Annotated in this window: 16 protein-coding genes and 1 other RNA gene; 10 read left to right on the top strand and 7 right to left on the bottom strand. The window is 58.6% G+C overall.

Features of this window, described 5'->3' with window-relative positions; genetic code table 11:
- Positions 1-14: 14 nt before the first annotated feature.
- Positions 15-1,277, bottom strand: a complete 1,263-nt coding sequence (gene purD / locus O2N63_RS04650; RefSeq protein ID WP_271053068.1) for a phosphoribosylamine--glycine ligase — start codon at positions 1,275-1,277, stop codon at positions 15-17.
- A gap of 80 nt (positions 1,278-1,357) precedes the next feature.
- Between purD and xseA the strand changes: the two genes are divergently transcribed.
- Positions 1,358-2,950, top strand: coding sequence for an exodeoxyribonuclease VII large subunit (gene xseA / locus O2N63_RS04655; RefSeq protein ID WP_271053070.1), 1,593 nt, complete (start codon positions 1,358-1,360; stop codon positions 2,948-2,950).
- 161 nt (positions 2,951-3,111) lie between these two features.
- On the opposite strand, the gene O2N63_RS04660 is transcribed toward xseA, so the two are convergent.
- Positions 3,112-4,092 (bottom strand): pseudouridine synthase, encoded by a 981-nt coding sequence (locus O2N63_RS04660; protein WP_271053071.1) that lies wholly within the window; start codon positions 4,090-4,092, stop codon positions 3,112-3,114.
- Between the two features lie 85 nt (positions 4,093-4,177).
- Between O2N63_RS04660 and O2N63_RS04665 the strand changes: the two genes are divergently transcribed.
- Entirely contained in the window at positions 4,178-4,633 is a 456-nt protein-coding gene (locus O2N63_RS04665) for a nucleoside deaminase (RefSeq protein ID WP_271053072.1), read from the top strand.
- Between the two features lies 1 nt (position 4,634).
- Entirely contained in the window at positions 4,635-5,552 is a 918-nt protein-coding gene (locus O2N63_RS04670; protein ID WP_271053073.1) for an AEC family transporter, read from the top strand.
- 222 nt (positions 5,553-5,774) lie between these two features.
- Here the strand turns inward: O2N63_RS04670 and O2N63_RS04675 are convergent, their stop codons facing one another.
- A complete protein-coding gene (locus tag O2N63_RS04675; protein ID WP_271053074.1) occupies positions 5,775-6,467 on the bottom strand; it encodes a metal-dependent hydrolase in 693 nt (230 codons plus the stop codon).
- A gap of 149 nt (positions 6,468-6,616) precedes the next feature.
- On the opposite strand from O2N63_RS04675, the gene gatC reads away from it, so the two are divergent.
- The 6 genes from gatC (at position 6,617) to rpmG (ending at position 10,862) form a co-directional block, all read left to right on the top strand.
- Positions 6,617-6,904, top strand: coding sequence for an Asp-tRNA(Asn)/Glu-tRNA(Gln) amidotransferase subunit GatC (gatC, locus tag O2N63_RS04680; RefSeq protein ID WP_271053075.1), 288 nt, complete (start codon positions 6,617-6,619; stop codon positions 6,902-6,904).
- The gene (gene gatA, locus O2N63_RS04685; protein WP_271053076.1) at positions 6,904-8,391 is read left to right on the top strand and encodes an Asp-tRNA(Asn)/Glu-tRNA(Gln) amidotransferase subunit GatA; all 1,488 of its coding nucleotides are present in this window, start codon (positions 6,904-6,906) and stop codon (positions 8,389-8,391) included. Before gatC ends, gatA begins: the two co-directional genes overlap by 1 nt.
- A gap of 42 nt (positions 8,392-8,433) precedes the next feature.
- The gene (locus tag O2N63_RS04690) at positions 8,434-9,249 is read left to right on the top strand and encodes a hypothetical protein (protein WP_271053077.1); all 816 of its coding nucleotides are present in this window, start codon (positions 8,434-8,436) and stop codon (positions 9,247-9,249) included.
- 1 nt (position 9,250) lies between these two features.
- The gene (locus O2N63_RS04695; RefSeq protein ID WP_271053078.1) at positions 9,251-9,910 is read left to right on the top strand and encodes an N-acetylmuramoyl-L-alanine amidase; all 660 of its coding nucleotides are present in this window, start codon (positions 9,251-9,253) and stop codon (positions 9,908-9,910) included.
- Between the two features lie 128 nt (positions 9,911-10,038).
- An RNA gene (gene rnpB / locus O2N63_RS04700) (RNase P RNA component class A) lies at positions 10,039-10,430 on the top strand.
- 264 nt (positions 10,431-10,694) lie between these two features.
- Positions 10,695-10,862: a 50S ribosomal protein L33 gene (gene rpmG / locus O2N63_RS04705; RefSeq protein ID WP_012179442.1), complete on the top strand. Its 168-nt coding sequence runs from the start codon at positions 10,695-10,697 to the stop codon at positions 10,860-10,862.
- Positions 10,863-10,969: 107 nt separating this feature from the next.
- Here the strand turns inward: rpmG and O2N63_RS04710 are convergent, their stop codons facing one another.
- The 3 genes from O2N63_RS04710 to O2N63_RS04720 all read right to left on the bottom strand — a co-directional run bounded on the left by O2N63_RS04710 (position 10,970) and on the right by O2N63_RS04720 (position 12,906).
- Complete coding sequence (locus tag O2N63_RS04710; RefSeq protein ID WP_271053079.1) at positions 10,970-11,674, bottom strand: SGNH/GDSL hydrolase family protein; 705 nt, start codon at positions 11,672-11,674, stop codon at positions 10,970-10,972.
- 114 nt (positions 11,675-11,788) lie between these two features.
- Positions 11,789-12,562, bottom strand: coding sequence for a Bax inhibitor-1/YccA family protein (locus O2N63_RS04715; protein ID WP_271053080.1), 774 nt, complete (start codon positions 12,560-12,562; stop codon positions 11,789-11,791).
- A gap of 131 nt (positions 12,563-12,693) precedes the next feature.
- Positions 12,694-12,906, bottom strand: coding sequence for a DUF1127 domain-containing protein (locus tag O2N63_RS04720; protein ID WP_271053081.1), 213 nt, complete (start codon positions 12,904-12,906; stop codon positions 12,694-12,696).
- Positions 12,907-13,031: 125 nt separating this feature from the next.
- Between O2N63_RS04720 and O2N63_RS04725 the strand changes: the two genes are divergently transcribed.
- On the top strand, positions 13,032-13,886 hold the full coding sequence (locus tag O2N63_RS04725; protein WP_271053082.1) for a LysR family transcriptional regulator: 855 nt from the start codon (positions 13,032-13,034) through the stop codon (positions 13,884-13,886).
- A gap of 191 nt (positions 13,887-14,077) precedes the next feature.
- Here O2N63_RS04725 and O2N63_RS04730 read toward each other — a convergent pair whose 3' ends face one another.
- Positions 14,078-14,929, bottom strand: a complete 852-nt coding sequence (locus tag O2N63_RS04730) for a hypothetical protein (protein ID WP_271053083.1) — start codon at positions 14,927-14,929, stop codon at positions 14,078-14,080.
- Positions 14,930-14,979 lie beyond the last annotated feature (50 nt).

The following is a 14,979-nucleotide window of genomic DNA, read 5'->3' on the forward strand; positions in this document are numbered from 1 at the left end:
TGATACATGGAAGCTTAAAGTGCGCGCCAGCCGATGTCCGAACGATAAAATCCTTCAGGCCAGTCGATCTGATCGATCATCGCATAAGCCCGGTCACGCGCCTCTTGCAGGCTGTCACCACGGGCGGTCACGTTCAGGACGCGCCCGCCGGTGGCAGTGATTTTTCCGTCATTCGCCGTGGTGCCCGCGTGGAACACCATGTTTTTGCTGTCTTCGGGAAGGTCACCCAACCCGTTGATCACAGTGCCTTTTTCATACGACCCCGGATATCCGTCTGCCGCATAGACCACGGTGATCGCATGGTCATGTGCCCAGTTCACCTGCGCCTCGTCCAGCCGCCCTTCGGCGCAGGCCAAAAGCAGGTCAAGGGCTTGCGCGCCGAGGCGCATCATCAGCACCTGACATTCCGGATCACCAAAGCGCACGTTGTATTCCACCAGACGCGGCTTGCCATCCTTGATCATCAGACCCGCATAAAGCACCCCTTGATAAGGAGTGCCACGCAGGGCCATCTCGGCCACAGTGGGAATCACGATCTCATCCATCGCCTTGGCGGCGATCTCATCGGTCAGAACCGGAGCCGGCGAATAGGCGCCCATACCACCGGTGTTGAGCCCGGTATCGCCTTCGCCCACACGTTTGTGGTCCTGTGCGGTGCCCACAGCCAGAGCGGTTTTGCCGTCGCAAAGGATGAAATAGGAGGCTTCTTCGCCTTCCATGAATTCCTCGATCACCACTTCGGCGCCAGCGCCGCCAAAGGCGCCACCGAACATATCATCGATTGCGTCGAGGGCGGTTTGCTCATCCATCGCAACGATCACGCCTTTGCCTGCGGCTAGACCGTCTGCCTTGACCACAATCGGAGCACCCTGTTCGCGGATATAGGCTTTGGCAGAACCCGGATCGGTGAAATGGCCATAGGCGGCCGTTGGGGCACCTGCTGCATCGCAGATTTCTTTGGTGAAGCTTTTTGACGCTTCAAGTTTTGCCGCTTCCGCCGAGGGGCCAAACACTTTGATTCCCGCCTCGCGCAAACGATCCGCCACGCCAGCGGCCAGAGGGGCTTCGGGCCCCACAATGACGAAATCCACACTGTTTTCCTGTGCAAACTCGACCACAATACCGCCATCATCGATACTGATCGACGCGCATTCCGCAATTGCGCTCATGCCGGCATTGCCCGGTGCACAGATCAAGCGATCACATTTGGGGTTCTGCTTGACCGCCCACGCCAGTGCGTGTTCACGTCCGCCGCTTCCGAGAATAAGGATGTTCATGCGCTTTCCCCTGCTTGGCCTTCACTCATGGGCGTTCTAAAGTCAGGGCGCGCAAATCACAAGAAAAGAGACGTCGCACCATGTCAGATCTGATCGACGATCCCGTTCCGGGGCAGAATACGCCCGAATATACCGTGGCCGAAATCTCGGGTGCGGTGAAGAAGACCATCGAAGGCGCGTTTGGTCGTATCCGTGTGCGTGGTGAGGTTGGTCGTGTCTTCAGGGCACGTTCCGGGCATCTTTATTATGACATCAAGGATGACGGTAATGTGCTGGCCTGCACCACCTGGAAAGGACAGGCAGCTCGACTGAGTGTCCAGCCCGAGGAAGGGATGGAGGTGATTGTCACCGGCAAGCTGACTGCCTTTGGTGCCCAGTCCAAATACAACATAAATGTGGATGAGGTGGTCGTCGCGGGCGAAGGCGCGCTGATGGCGATGCTGGAAAAGCGTAAGAAAGCTCTGGCGGCCGAAGGGCTGTTTGACGAAGGCCGCAAACAGAAGATCCCGTTTCTGCCGGAAATCGTCGGGGTGATTACCTCCCCATCTGGTGCCGTCATTCGAGATATCCTGCATCGCCTGCGTGACCGCTTTCCACGCAAGGTGCTGATCTGGCCGGTGGCGGTGCAAGGGGCGGCCTGTGCGCCGGAGGTGGCCCGTGCCATCGAAGGGTTCAACAAGCTCACGCCGGGTGGGGCCTTGCCACGCCCTGACCTGCTTATCGTGGCCCGTGGTGGTGGCTCCATCGAAGATCTTTGGGGGTTCAACGAAGAGGTTGTCGCGCGTGCCGCCGCCGCTTCACAAATCCCGCTTATTTCGGCGGTGGGACATGAAACAGACACGACGCTGATCGATTTTGTCTCCGATCTGCGCGCACCGACCCCAACTGCGGCCGCCGAACATGCGGTGCCGGTGCGGTTGGAGCTTCTGGCCTGGGTGGATGAAGCGGGCGCGCGACTTTCGCGTGCCATGGGGCAGGGAGTGACGCAACGTGGGCAACGTTTGCGCGACCTGTCTCGCGCGCTGCCGCGTCCCGAGACGCTGCTTGATGCGCCGCGTCAACGGTTGGACCGCGCCGAAAAGGACCTGCCCGCGGCGCTGCGCAACGTGGCCCAAAGCCGCAAGGTGCAGCTGACGCAGGTGGCCTCTGGTTTGCGCTCGCAATCCCTAGTGTCTTTGATTGGACAGCGAAAAGAGCGGATTACCACTTTGGGGGATCGGCTGGCGCCTGCCCTGTCCAGAACCAATACGGAAAAACGCAGGGAGTATTCACGTGTTGCAGCTCGACATAATGCGGATCGTATTTTCGCGGAATGCGCACGCAAACAAGGTGAGATTCATGAGTTGTCCACCCGTCTGTCTCGCGCCTTCGAGGCAAACACCACCCGTCACCGCGACCGCCTGACTGCAATGGAACGGATGCGCCAGACATTGGGCTACACGGAAACCCTGAAACGTGGATATGCGGTGGTGCGCGGGGATGGAGAGCTCGTCACCACCAGCGTTGCCGCGCGCGCCGCGACCGCGCTTGAAATCGAGTTCGCCGATGGACGTTTGCCGTTGGATGGATCAACGCCGCCACCTCCGCCCAGTTCAACCAACGCACAGCCGAAACCCGCGCCCAAAAAGGCGAAATCTGCAAAACCCAGCCCAGATCAGGGATCGTTGTTCTAAGCGGTTAACGTGCGGGGGCGCTGCCCCCGGCTTCGCCTCCCCCGAGGTATTTGGAACAAGGAAAAGAACATGGGACAAGAGCAGGCTTGCGGGCCGCCCTGTTCATTTTCTGGTCACAAATATCCCGGGGTGAGCCTCGAAGAGGCGAGGGGCAGCGCCCCTTAGCGTTTAGGACCTCGGCGGCCTGTGGGCTTTCCGGTTGGTTTTCCCCCCGGTTTTCCACCAGAATTTCCTGCCGGACGGCCTGTGGGTTTGCCCGATCCTTTGCCGCCAGAGCCTTTGCCCTTGAATGCCGGGCGTCCGCTCCGTGCATCCGCACGTTCCTTGGCGCGGTCGGTGCGTTCCGACAGTTTCGCGGCCTTGCCTTTGCGCTGTCTTACCGGAGCGCGCTTTTCTTCTTCGCCATCCAATCCGAGTTGATCTCGCATCACACGGCGGCGCACTTCTTCAACTTCACCCGCCTTGAGCGTGCCAAGTTGGAACGGGCCATAGCTCACGCGGAGCAGGCGGTTCACGGACAGACCCACCGATTCCATTGCGCGGCGGATTTCACGATTCTTGCCTTCGCGCAGGCTGACAGTCAGCCACGCGTTTGACCCCTGCTGCCGATCAATTGACACCGTCATCGGCTGGAACCGTTCCCCTTCCAGGGTGATGCCCTTGCGGATAGGTGCAATCATCTCGTCGGTGGGGGCGCCTTTGACCCGAACCCGGTATTTGCGGACCCAACCGGTTGACGGGAGTTCGAGTTTCCGTTTGATCTCACCATCGTTTGTCAGCAGCAATAGACCCTCGGAATTGAGGTCAAGCCGTCCCACACTCATCACCCGGGGCATGTCCTCGGGCAGCGCATCAAACACTGTCTCACGCCCCTTTTCGTCCTTGGCGGTGGTCACCAGCCCGGTGGGCTTGTGGTACAGCCATAGGCGGGCGGGTTCGGGCTCGGCCAGTTGTTTGCCGTCAACAATGATCCGATCCTTGTCCGTCACATTCAGGGCGGGGCTGGTGATGACCTTGCCATTCACGCTCACACGACCGGCCTCGATCATGCGTTCAGCTTCGCGGCGGCTTGCCACGCCAGCGCGGGCCAGAACTTTGGCGATGCGGTCGCCAGCTGGCGTTTTGGGTGTTTCTTTGCTCATACCCCGCCATACCCTGCGCGGGCGCAAAGGGCCAGAACGAAAACCCGGGGTTGGCTTTGTGGAAAAGGACAGGCATCAAGGCGGTATGACCCGGTTCAACACATATATGCAGGTCGCGCTGGACGAAGCGCGCGCCGCCGCCCGGCGGGGCGAAGTGCCAGTTGGCGCGGTGATTGTTGCACCGTCGGGCGAGGTTGTCGCCCAGGCGGGGAACCGGACACGTGAGCTGAACGACCCAAGTGCGCATGCCGAGATGCTGGCGATCCGGGCGGCATGTGCCGCTGTTGGGTCTGAACGCCTGACCGGGCATGATCTTTACGTCACGCTAGAACCTTGTCCCATGTGTGCTGCGGTGATCTCTGCCGCGCGTATTCGCAGGCTCTATTATGGTGCTGCGGACCCAAAATCTGGTGGCGTCGCGCAGGGGCCGCGTGTCTTTGCGCATCCGCAATGCCATCATGTGCCAGAGGTTTATGACGGGATATCCGAGGCAGAATGTTCTGCCCTGCTGAGTGATTTTTTCAAAGAGATGCGGGGCTGACATGGATCTGGCGCTGGCGATTCTGCCGATCCTGCTCACGCTGCTGACGGGATATGGATTGGTGGCAACGGGCATGATCCCGAAGGAACATTGGCCTGCGATCGAGACCTTGTCCTTTCGTCTGCTGATCCCGGTGATCCTGCTTCGAATCATATCCAAAGTGGATTTTGGGGCCGCCAGTGTCGGACCGTTTGCCCTGACACTGATCAGCACCGTCAGCCTTGCAGCACTGGCCGTGCTGGGGTTGCGTCTTTTGTCACAATCCGCCCTCCCCAATCCCGGGTTCACAACGCTTTTTCAGACCACCACACGTTGGAACGGGTTTGTGGGACTGGCTGCGGCTGAACTGTTTCTTGGGGTCGAAGGGACGGCTTTGATCGCGCTTGCGATGGCGGTGCTGGTGGCGCCATTGAATGTGGTCAATGTTGCGGTCCTCTCAAGTTTCGGACCAAACAAGGTTTCAGCTGGCCGTGTTGCGCTGAATATTCTTAAAAACCCGCTTGTGCAGGGCGGAGCGCTTGGGCTGGCACTCAATCTGGGCGGGGTGGCGCTCCCCAAGCCGATTGATGACACGTTGGAGTTAATTGGTCGCGCCGGTCTTGGCGTGGGGATCCTCGCGATCGGCGCAGGGATCTCGTTCAAGCGGCTGCTTCTTCCCCATTGGCATACGATTCTTGGGTTCGCCCTGCGTCCGGGGCTGATCTGCATGATTTTCCTTGCCATCGCGCCGATCTTTGCTTTGACACCAGAGCAGATGCTGGCGGGTATTTTTGTGTTTGGCGTGTCCTGTGCCACCAATGGCTATGTGGTGGCCCGGCAAATGGGGGGCGACGCTGATCTTTATGCCGACGTGATGACGTGGCAGACTGTCCTGTCGCTGGTGTTTTTACCTGCCATGGCGATCTGGCTTTTACAGTAAGGAAACGGCGGTCAAGGGCGTTGCCCCTCTTGCCCCCTACGGGATCAATTCACCCCAGGATATTTTCGGCAAGAGGAAAGAACGGGTCTTGTCTTCCTCTTGCTGTAAGTATCCCGGGGTGAGCGAGCTTGTCTCGCGAGGGGCAGCGCCCCTCAGGCTCACGAAGTGAGCCATGTGCACGCCTGTCGACCAGCGGGAGTATGGGCGTGCGAGGGCTGCGGATCACAAGGTGATCGGCACCAGAACCTCGGGTTCCACCACATCCACTCCGGGCAAACCGTCGCGCAGGGCCTCCGCCGATTGCTCAAGCAGAGGGAAGGTACGGTAGTGGCAGGGGATCACGGTCTTGAAGTCAAAGTAGCGTTTGGCCGCGTAGGCAGCGCGTGACATATCCATGGTGAAATGGCCGCCAGCGCAGAGAATGCCTATATCCGGTTTGTGCAGATCCCCCATCCACTCCATATCCGCCATAATGTCGGTGTCGCCTGACAGGTAGATCATGTGACCCTCGCCCGCGATCATGTACCCGGCCTCGGCCCCGGTGTAGATCGGCCCGTTGGCGCCAGCCATGGACGAGCTGTGCGTGGCATTCACCATCGTAACTTTCGCACCATTCAGATCTACTGTGCCGCCTTTGTTAAAGCCGACCACGTCGATTTCATGTTTATGTTCCCACCAGCTCATCAGGTCGTAAATGCCGACGCAGGTGATGTTCAGCTCACGACAGATATCCAAGGCATCGCCAATATGATCGCCATGTCCATGGGTCAGCACGACATGTGTGGCCCCGGCGATCGCCTCTTCGCGGCGCTCTTCGGGGAACATCGGGTTTCCCGTCATCCACGGATCGACCAGTAGAACGGCCTCCTCGATCTCGATCCGAAATCCCGCATGTCCCAGCCATGTAATCCGCATAGTCGCCTCCCAGAAATCTCTCCTGTTATCACAGTAGCGCAGAAACCCGATCAGTCACTCGGCTATCACGTCGCAGGCGCTTGCCCCTTTGGCGTCCACGGGCTAAACGGGTCGGCAACAAATCTCGCGAAACTCATTGGGGGCCCCCCATGTCGATCGACATCGAAACCGCGCGCAAGGTTGCGCATCTCGCCCGGATCCGGGTGGAAGAAGACCGCCTGCCGGAACTGGCTGAAAACTTCAACGCCATCCTTGGCTTTATCGAACAGCTCAACGAGGTGGATGTTGAGGGTGTTGAACCCATGACCTCGGTCACCCCGCAGCGCCTGAAACGCCGCGAGGACGTCGTGACCGAAGGCGACATGCCCGAGAGGATCCTGTCCAACGCCCCCGATGCCCGCGAAGGGTTTTTTGCTGTTCCGAAGGTGGTTGAGTGATGACTGAACTGAACAAATTGACCATTGCCGACGCCCGTGACGCCATGCGCAAGGGCGATCTGACCTCGGCAGAGCTGACCGATGCGTGCCTTGACGCCATCGAAGGCGCCGATGCGCTGGGTGCTTTTGTACACAATACGCCTGATCTGGCGCGCGAGCAGGCCAAAGCCGCAGATGCACGCATTCAGGCAGGCGACGCGCCGGACATGTGCGGTATTCCGCTGGGCATCAAGGATCTCTTCTGCACCAAGGGCGTACCCTCGCAGGCGGCGTCGCGCATCCTCGAAGGGTTCACCCCGGAATACGAATCGACCGTCAGCCAGAACCTGCTGGACAATGGCACGATCATGCTGGGCAAGCTCAACATGGATGAGTTCGCCATGGGCTCGTCGAATGAGACCTCGTGCTATGGCAATGCCGTGAACCCGTGGCGTCGCGGCAATGAAGATACCGCTCTTACTCCGGGTGGATCATCCGGGGGGTCTGCTTCCGCTGTGGCTGCTGATCTCTGCCTTGGTGCAACCGGCACCGACACCGGCGGCTCGATCCGCCAGCCCGCCGCCTTCACCGGCATCACCGGCATCAAACCCACCTACGGTCGCTGCTCGCGCTGGGGTGTGGTGGCCTTTGCCTCCTCGCTGGATCAGGCCGGTCCGATGACCAAATCGGTGCGCGATGCCGCGATCATGCTTGAGGCCATGTGTGGCCATGACGCCAAAGACAGCACCTCTGCCGATCTGGCCGTGCCGAATTTCGAAGCGATGTTGACCGGCGACATCAAGGGCAAGAAAATCGGTATTCCGAAAGAATACCGTATGGACGGTATGCCGGACGAAATCGAAGCGCTCTGGGCCAAAGGCGCGGACATGCTGCGCGACGCGGGCGCCGAGATTGTCGATATCTCGCTGCCGCATACCAAATACGCGCTGCCAGCATATTATGTGATTGCACCGGCAGAAGCCTCATCGAATCTTGCCCGCTACGATGGTGTGAAATACGGCCACCGCGCCACGCTGGAAGCGGGTGATGGCATCAATGACATGTATGAAAAGACCCGCGCCGAAGGCTTCGGATCCGAGGTGCAGCGCCGTGTGATGGTGGGCACCTACGTGCTGTCAGCCGGTTTCTATGACGCCTATTACAACCGCGCCCGTCGGGTGCGCACGCTGATCAAGAAAGACTTTGACGACGTGTTTGCGCAAGGTGTGGATGCGATCCTGACCCCGGCCACCCCATCGGCTGCTTTTGGTTTGGGCGAGATGAAGAATGCCGATCCGGTCAAGATGTATCTCAATGACGTCTTTACCGTGACTGTGAACCTCGCCGGTCTTCCCGGCATCGCAATCCCAGCCGGTCTTGATGCGCAGGGCTTGCCGCTGGGTTTGCAGTTGATCGGACGCCCATGGGAAGAGGGTGATCTGCTGAATATCGCCCATGAGGTCGAGGCCCGCGCCGGTTTTGTGGCGAAGCCCAATAAATGGTGGTAAACCCAGCGGATCCAAAAGGATGATCTGAAGGAAGGAAAAGAGATGCGCAGTCTGATCGTACCGGCATTTGCCGTTGTTTCCATGGCGGGGCTGACCGCCTGTGTCGACACACGGATCCCGGACAGTGCAGCGCATCTTCCGAACCAGACGACCCCCACCGGCGCACCGCTTTCGGCAATGATCGAGGGCAGCTCAGTCTCCTCGCAGCCTCTTGGCGGTGCCACCCCGACGTCCACGACGCAGGGTCAAACGACGGCGATCGCATCAAGCACTGGTGCGATCTCCGACGAGCAGAATTTCCAGGCAGTCTCTGCCCGAGAAACCATCGAAAGCGATGCCGCCCGCCGCGCCGCGAACCAAGCGCAATACCAGCAGATTCAGCCGACCGAGCTTCCGCAGCGCCCACGCGGACAGGCGATCTCGATTGTTGATTACGCATTGTCGACCACAAACAATGTGGGAGAGGCGCAATACAAGCGGTTTAGCCTTGGCGGTAAAAATCGCTATGACCGGAATTGTGCCAGTTATGGATCACCCGATATTGCACAACGCGCTTTTCTTGCGTCCGGTGGGCCAAAGCGTGACCGCTATGGCATTGACCCGGATGGTGATGGATTTGCCTGTGGCTGGAGCCCTGCATCGTTCAGAAAGGTGCAAGCGACCCCGGCTCCTGCTCCTGCTACCTCCAGCGGGGCGGTTAACGCTTCGGATCTGGCCGCCGCCGGCATCACCGGAGCACCCCAGACCCAGACCAGTTCTAGCAAGCCGCTGACCGGAGCAGATGGCACGCAAGCACCGCTGCCCATCATGCCGGTGGCTCCTCTGCCGGGCGAAACGCTGAATATCTCGACCGAGTGACGTGAGCACCCTTCACATCCTGCAACGACCATCTCCGAATTTCGGACTGCGTCGTGAGGGGCTGTGTCCTTCTCTGATCGTATTGCACTATACGGCAATGGACAGTGCGGAGGCCGCATTGGAACGGTTGTGCACGTCTGAGTTCGAAGTCTCTGCCCATTACCTGATTTGTCGCACCGGGACCATTTATCAACTGGTTGATGAGGACATGCGCGCCTGGCATGCCGGGGCAGGGGAGTGGGCCGGGCAGCAGGATATCAATTCGCGATCCATTGGCATCGAACTCGACAATGATGGCACCAGCCCCTTCCCTGAACCGCAAATGGCCGCGCTTGAGGCGCTCATGTCCGGGATCATGATCCGTTGGAACATCCCGCCTGAGCGCGTGATTGGCCACAGTGACATGGCACCGGGCCGCAAGGTGGACCCAGGCCCGCGCTTTGACTGGATGCGTCTGGCGCACATGGCTCTTGCGGCCCCCTCTGGTCATGGCTCCGCCCCGCAAGTCTGTACGGTTGAGGCATTCCGCGCGCGGGCGCGTGCCGCTGGCTATACCTCTGAAACCGATGATGCGACGCTGCTTGCCACTGTGCGTCTGCGCCACCGCCCCTGGGCGACCGGACCACTGTCCCCCGATGATATTTCAGCCCTCACGGTTTGAGCGGATGAACTGCTTCAACTTTTTTCTTGCGAAAAATACCTCGGGGTGAGCGGTGAAACCGCGAGGGGCAGCGCCCCTCTACCCTTCATGCTTGACGTCACGCTCGTGCGTTCCTATGTCCTCCCCACGCGGATGGCCGGATGACCGCGGGTGACTGGTGGAGCTTGCTTCATCGTGACGCGAGGAAAGTCCGGACTCCATAAGGCAACGGTGCCGGGTAACGCCCGGCGGGGGCAACCCCAGGGAAAGCGCCACAGAGATGAGACGGCCCTGTATATCGGGGTCACGGTGAAACGGTGGGGTAAGAGCCCACCGCGCTTCTGGCAACAGCGGCGGCACGGCAAGCCCCACCGGGAGCAATGCCAAATAGGGATCGCAAGGAACGCAAGTTCCGGGGCTGCCTTGGCCCTTGCAGATTCGGGTTGGCAGCTTGAGCGTCCTGGCAACAGGCCGCCTAGAGGAATGGTCATCCAGAGCTTTCGGGCTCGGACAGAATCCGGCTTACAGGCCATCCGCGTTTATTTCCTATGATTCCCTGTAGCGAACGGATGCTCCCGCGGGCGCATTCCCTTCGGTCAATGCCCTTGGGTGTGGCTCACCTCGTGAGCCTGTTGGGGCTCTGCCCCAGGCTTTCAGCCTCCCCCGGGATATTTCTGACCAGAAAAAGAAGGGAGAAGCATGAGATTTCCGGGCTTTGCGGTTGACTCGGGGGCTGGGGGCGCTAAAAGGCGGGTTCCAGAGATATACCCGGGCACCCGCCCGTGCCCGATGAGGAGTTAGTGATATGGCGAAGCCGACCACAATCAAGATCCGCCTGAACTCGACTGCGGATACCGGCCACTTCTATGTGACCAAGAAAAACGCACGCACCATGACCGAGAAAATGGTTGTGCGCAAATATGACCCCGTTGCTCGCAAGCACGTGGAATACAAAGAAGGCAAGATCAAGTAAGATCTTGTGAGCTTTGCGCGTCAGAAATGGCGAAAAAGGGCCGTCCCGTTGGGGCGGCTTTCTTGCGTTTTGGGTAGGATGCCGGGCGTCGGAGAGGTGGGCGCTGTTCAGCGGTGCAGGATCTGCTGGGCTACGCGCGCTCCCATCACCTGATAGGTGTTCGGGCCGGGGTGAAACCCGTCCTCGGCCCACATTTCCGGTGTCATCGGAACATCGAAGGGCATGTAATCCACCCCCAGTTTGAGGGCTTGCTGGGCCAAGGCCCGGTCAAAGCGTCGTGCCTGAACACCGAGAAACCAGCGCAACGGTTGTGGCAACAGGGGGAAGTTGCCCAGCGGCGGGATCCCGGCAACGATCACCCGTTTTACCCCCCAATCCTCGCGCAGGTGGCGATACAGCTCTTCGCGTAGTCTCAGCAGGCGTTTCAGGGGGATCTGGGTGGTGATGTCATTTACCCCCAGCACCACCAGCGCCACATCCACATATTCCGGTGTTTGGGACTTCAGCAGGGGCAGGGTGTCGCGTGTGGTGCTGCCGGTGCGGGCGATCAGGTGCCAGTGTACGGTGTAAGAACTGCCAAGCGCCTGAGCCAGTTGTCCGGACAGGGCTTCGTTTTGGTGTGGCGCACCCACCCCGGCAGCAGAGCTATCCCCCGTGAGAAGAAGGTTCAGTGCGGGGCCTCGGCCATAAACGCCAGACCGATGGCCGGGTGGCTCTGGCAGGATCCGTGCGGTTTTGCGCACGCGCAGCGCCTGTGCCGTCAGCAGGGGGCTGAGCAGCAGCTTGGCAATGGTTTCGAAATACTTCTGCACCGAGGTACCCTATTCTCACATGCGCCGGGTCAGGTTCCGGCAGTGACAAAAAAAGGGCCGGTCGCGGTGACCGGCCCCCGTTTCATATTGATCCACTCAGATCAATCCGTTCAATCATTCGCGGTTGCCCAGGAATTGCAGCAGGAACATGAACAGGTTGATGAAATCGAGATAGAGGTTCAGCGCCCCCATGATGGCCGATTTCGCCAGCCATTCGCTGTCCATTGCATGTGCATGGGCAATATAGTCGGTCTTGATTTTCTGCGTGTCATAGGCGGTCAGGCCAGCAAAGATCAGCACACCCAGCACGGACACCACAAAATGCAGCATCGGCGAGCCGAGGAAGATGTTGACGATTGAGGCGATGATAATGCCGATCAGACCCATGATCAGGAAGGCACCCAGCGGCCCCAGGTCACGCTTGGTGGTGTAGCCATAAAGGCTTAGACCGGCAAAGGCGACGGACGTGATCAGGAAGGTTTGCACAATCGAGATGCCGGTGAAGACCAGGAAGATCGAGCTGATCGACAGGCCCATCAGAACCGCAAACGCATAGAAGAACAGCTGTGCGCCAGCTGCCGACAGGCGGTTGATTGCGGCGCCAAAGGCAAAAACCATGGCCAGCGGGGCAAACATGATCACCCATTTCAGCGGTGAGGCGTAAAGTGCGGTGCCCAGACCGGTAAGATATTGACCTTCGCGGATTGCGGCGGTCGCGCCGGTTGGGTCGGTGGTAACGGCCAGACCAGCAATGGCCCAGCTGGCCAATGCGGTGATCAACAGACCCACCGACATGGTGCCATACACCTTGTTCATATGGGCGCGCAGCCCCTCATCGATCGCAGCGCGCGTACCTACGCCAGCGCGGATCGTGTCAAATTCAGCCATATTTGCCTCCAACAAATCACAAGTCGGCAGCCCCAAACAGAAACCGCCCTTGACCGTAATATCGGCAAGAGCGGTTGGTTTTTCAAGGGGATTGGCAGGGCTTTACCCTGTTAATTACCGTCAAAGTTGCTTTAGCAAACCCAGTGTGACGGAACATCCCAGATTGGCTTTCGCGATTCCTGGTGTGCCTGAGCCGGAGTCACACCAATATCATTCAGGCGTACATCGTTCATTTCGGCCAGCGCTTTGCGTTCACGTTGGATCTGAAACGCGTAGGAAATCCAGGCAAACGGCGAGAAGGCACGTTTCTGGGTGGGGGTGTTGGTGCAAGTTATCGCGGTCATCTTCTCTACTCCTTTCTTGAAACGGATCATTTGACCCGTTAGCATCACATTTCTTGATCGTTATGACTCATGTTGAGCGATTATCAAAATGAATGTTTATGCATCGAATCATCAAGGATTGTGATATGCCAAGAAATCTGGACCTGACCGCGTTGCGCAGCTTTGCCACTGTTGCGGATTCGGGGGGTGTGACGCGGGCGGCGGGGTTGCTCAATCTCACGCAGTCTGCGGTTTCGATGCAGCTCAAGCGGCTTGAGGAAAGCCTGGGGCGCGCGCTGCTGGATCGCTCGGGTCGCGGCGTTGCGCTTACGGCGGATGGCGAACAACTGCTGGGATATGCACGTCGGATGCTCAATCTAAATGACGAGGTGTATTCGCGCCTGACAGATCACGCCTATGAGGGTGAGATCGTTTTGGGCGTGCCGGCTGACGTGGTTTATCCAGCGATTCCCAAAGTTCTGAAAACCTTTCATGCAGAATACCCGCGTATGAAGGTCCAGTTGATCTCGTCGTACACAAGCCGGTTGAAAGCGATGTTCGGCCGCGGGGAATGTGACATCATCCTGACAACAGAGGATATGGTGGATGGCGGAGGCGAGATCCTGACCAGCCTGCCTTTGGTCTGGGTGGGCGCGCCAGATGGTGTTGCGTGGAAAATGCGCCCACTTCGGTTGGCGTTTGAGCATGGCTGTATCTTCCGTACGGGCGCGCAGAAGGCGCTGGACGATATGGGCATTGCCTGGGAGATGGCGGTGGAAAGCGATTCGACGCGCACCATCGAAGCGTCGCTTTCTGCGGACCTTGCTGTGCATGCCGTCGTCGATGGCACCGTGTCGCGCCAATTGGTGGTGATCGATCATGGTGGTGCGTTGCCTGAACTCAAGACCACCAATGTGAATATGTATGCCGCAGAAAGCACCAAGGATGAGGCATCGGCGGATCTGTTGACGCTGATCCGCAATGCGTTTCTGGATTTGTGAGGGGGCATTGCAAAGTGTTGGCCTGGGGCGCGCAGCGCTCCGGGTTTTATGGTGCGCCGAAAACACTGGCCCAATTATAAAACACTGGCCCAATTATGAAGGCGTAAGGGCGCGATGCTCGCTTCTTCTGAACTGACTGCGGCACCGCGCCCTCATTAGCCATTCCCCAATAGCTGTTGAAGCGCGAGACGTTAATCGTGTTTCATGTTCGGATCATTGAAGTCCGTGACGATCTGATGCGGATTTGTTTGAGGCCTGAAATTATTGGTATCAGAACCCCAGTTTGGAGCACGGATCAATAAGGTCAGGTTCCCGGCCGTGCGATCGGACCAGTCATCGCCCATGCGGATCAATATGGATACGTGATATCCGGTATCGGTGAGATGCGAAGAGGAGAGATGCCCGTTGCCCGGTGGGCTTGGAAACACCCCCACACCATTGTCGATCAGCGTCCCGAGCATTGTGTTGGCCTCACTCCAAAGATGTGACGCAGTGAAATCGGACAGCAATAGGCTTGCTGCGCCTTTGAAATCCGCAATGCAACATTCTCGATAGTCCTTGTGGGCGGCATCGCTGCCGCTGAATTCGTAGTGAGAGCTTTTAAATTCAATTATGTTCACATATTCAGCTTCGCCGTACAAAGTGACACTTCCGCGAAACCCTTCGAGATTGCCTAAACTTTGCGCGTAGGACGACCCATACAGACCGCCATTTTCGCGATAGAAACTGTATCGGCATAGTTTTGTACTGTATGTCGCATTAATGAGGCTGCGGGCGGATTGAACAGACCAGCCCTTGTCTCGGAGGATGAACTTTTCTGTCTGCTCTCGCTCAATTTGCTCGGTGTAGCTTATGAGAAACGCCTCAATTCTCTCTGGCTTGGACACCAAAAGGGCATCCAGTCGAGAGAGGGCATAGTCGATGTGGCCGGGGTCGTTCGAAATTTGTTCTAAGGTACGAATAAGGTCGATGCTGTCGGTGTGTTTGTTCAGAAATTCGCGCTTGCGGCTTTTGGGAAAGAATTTGGCTATTAGGTTCATCATGTGTTGCTGCCAAGCTTGAATCTATGTCTGCCTGAATGGTTGCAAGGAAT

The organism is Aliiroseovarius salicola, assembly GCF_027891095.1.
Lineage (GTDB): Bacteria > Pseudomonadota > Alphaproteobacteria > Rhodobacterales > Rhodobacteraceae > Aliiroseovarius > Aliiroseovarius salicola.

What these genes read in the sequence shown, in the direction of transcription:
- purD (WP_271053068.1), bottom strand. Translation starts at nt 1,277, where the DNA reads ATGAACATCCTTATTCTCGGAAGCGGCGGACGTGAACACGCACTGGCG.
- xseA (WP_271053070.1), top strand. Translation starts at nt 1,358, where the DNA reads ATGTCAGATCTGATCGACGATCCCGTTCCGGGGCAGAATACGCCCGAA.
- O2N63_RS04660 (WP_271053071.1), bottom strand. Translation starts at nt 4,092, where the DNA reads ATGAGCAAAGAAACACCCAAAACGCCAGCTGGCGACCGCATCGCCAAA.
- O2N63_RS04665 (WP_271053072.1), top strand. Translation starts at nt 4,178, where the DNA reads ATGACCCGGTTCAACACATATATGCAGGTCGCGCTGGACGAAGCGCGC.
- O2N63_RS04670 (WP_271053073.1), top strand. Translation starts at nt 4,635, where the DNA reads ATGGATCTGGCGCTGGCGATTCTGCCGATCCTGCTCACGCTGCTGACG.
- O2N63_RS04675 (WP_271053074.1), bottom strand. Translation starts at nt 6,467, where the DNA reads ATGCGGATTACATGGCTGGGACATGCGGGATTTCGGATCGAGATCGAG.
- gatC (WP_271053075.1), top strand. Translation starts at nt 6,617, where the DNA reads ATGTCGATCGACATCGAAACCGCGCGCAAGGTTGCGCATCTCGCCCGG.
- gatA (WP_271053076.1), top strand. Translation starts at nt 6,904, where the DNA reads ATGACTGAACTGAACAAATTGACCATTGCCGACGCCCGTGACGCCATG.
- O2N63_RS04690 (WP_271053077.1), top strand. Translation starts at nt 8,434, where the DNA reads ATGCGCAGTCTGATCGTACCGGCATTTGCCGTTGTTTCCATGGCGGGG.
- rpmG (WP_012179442.1), top strand. Translation starts at nt 10,695, where the DNA reads ATGGCGAAGCCGACCACAATCAAGATCCGCCTGAACTCGACTGCGGAT.
- O2N63_RS04715 (WP_271053080.1), bottom strand. Translation starts at nt 12,562, where the DNA reads ATGGCTGAATTTGACACGATCCGCGCTGGCGTAGGTACGCGCGCTGCG.
- O2N63_RS04720 (WP_271053081.1), bottom strand. Translation starts at nt 12,906, where the DNA reads ATGACCGCGATAACTTGCACCAACACCCCCACCCAGAAACGTGCCTTC.
- O2N63_RS04725 (WP_271053082.1), top strand. Translation starts at nt 13,032, where the DNA reads ATGCCAAGAAATCTGGACCTGACCGCGTTGCGCAGCTTTGCCACTGTT.
- O2N63_RS04730 (WP_271053083.1), bottom strand. Translation starts at nt 14,929, where the DNA reads ATGATGAACCTAATAGCCAAATTCTTTCCCAAAAGCCGCAAGCGCGAA.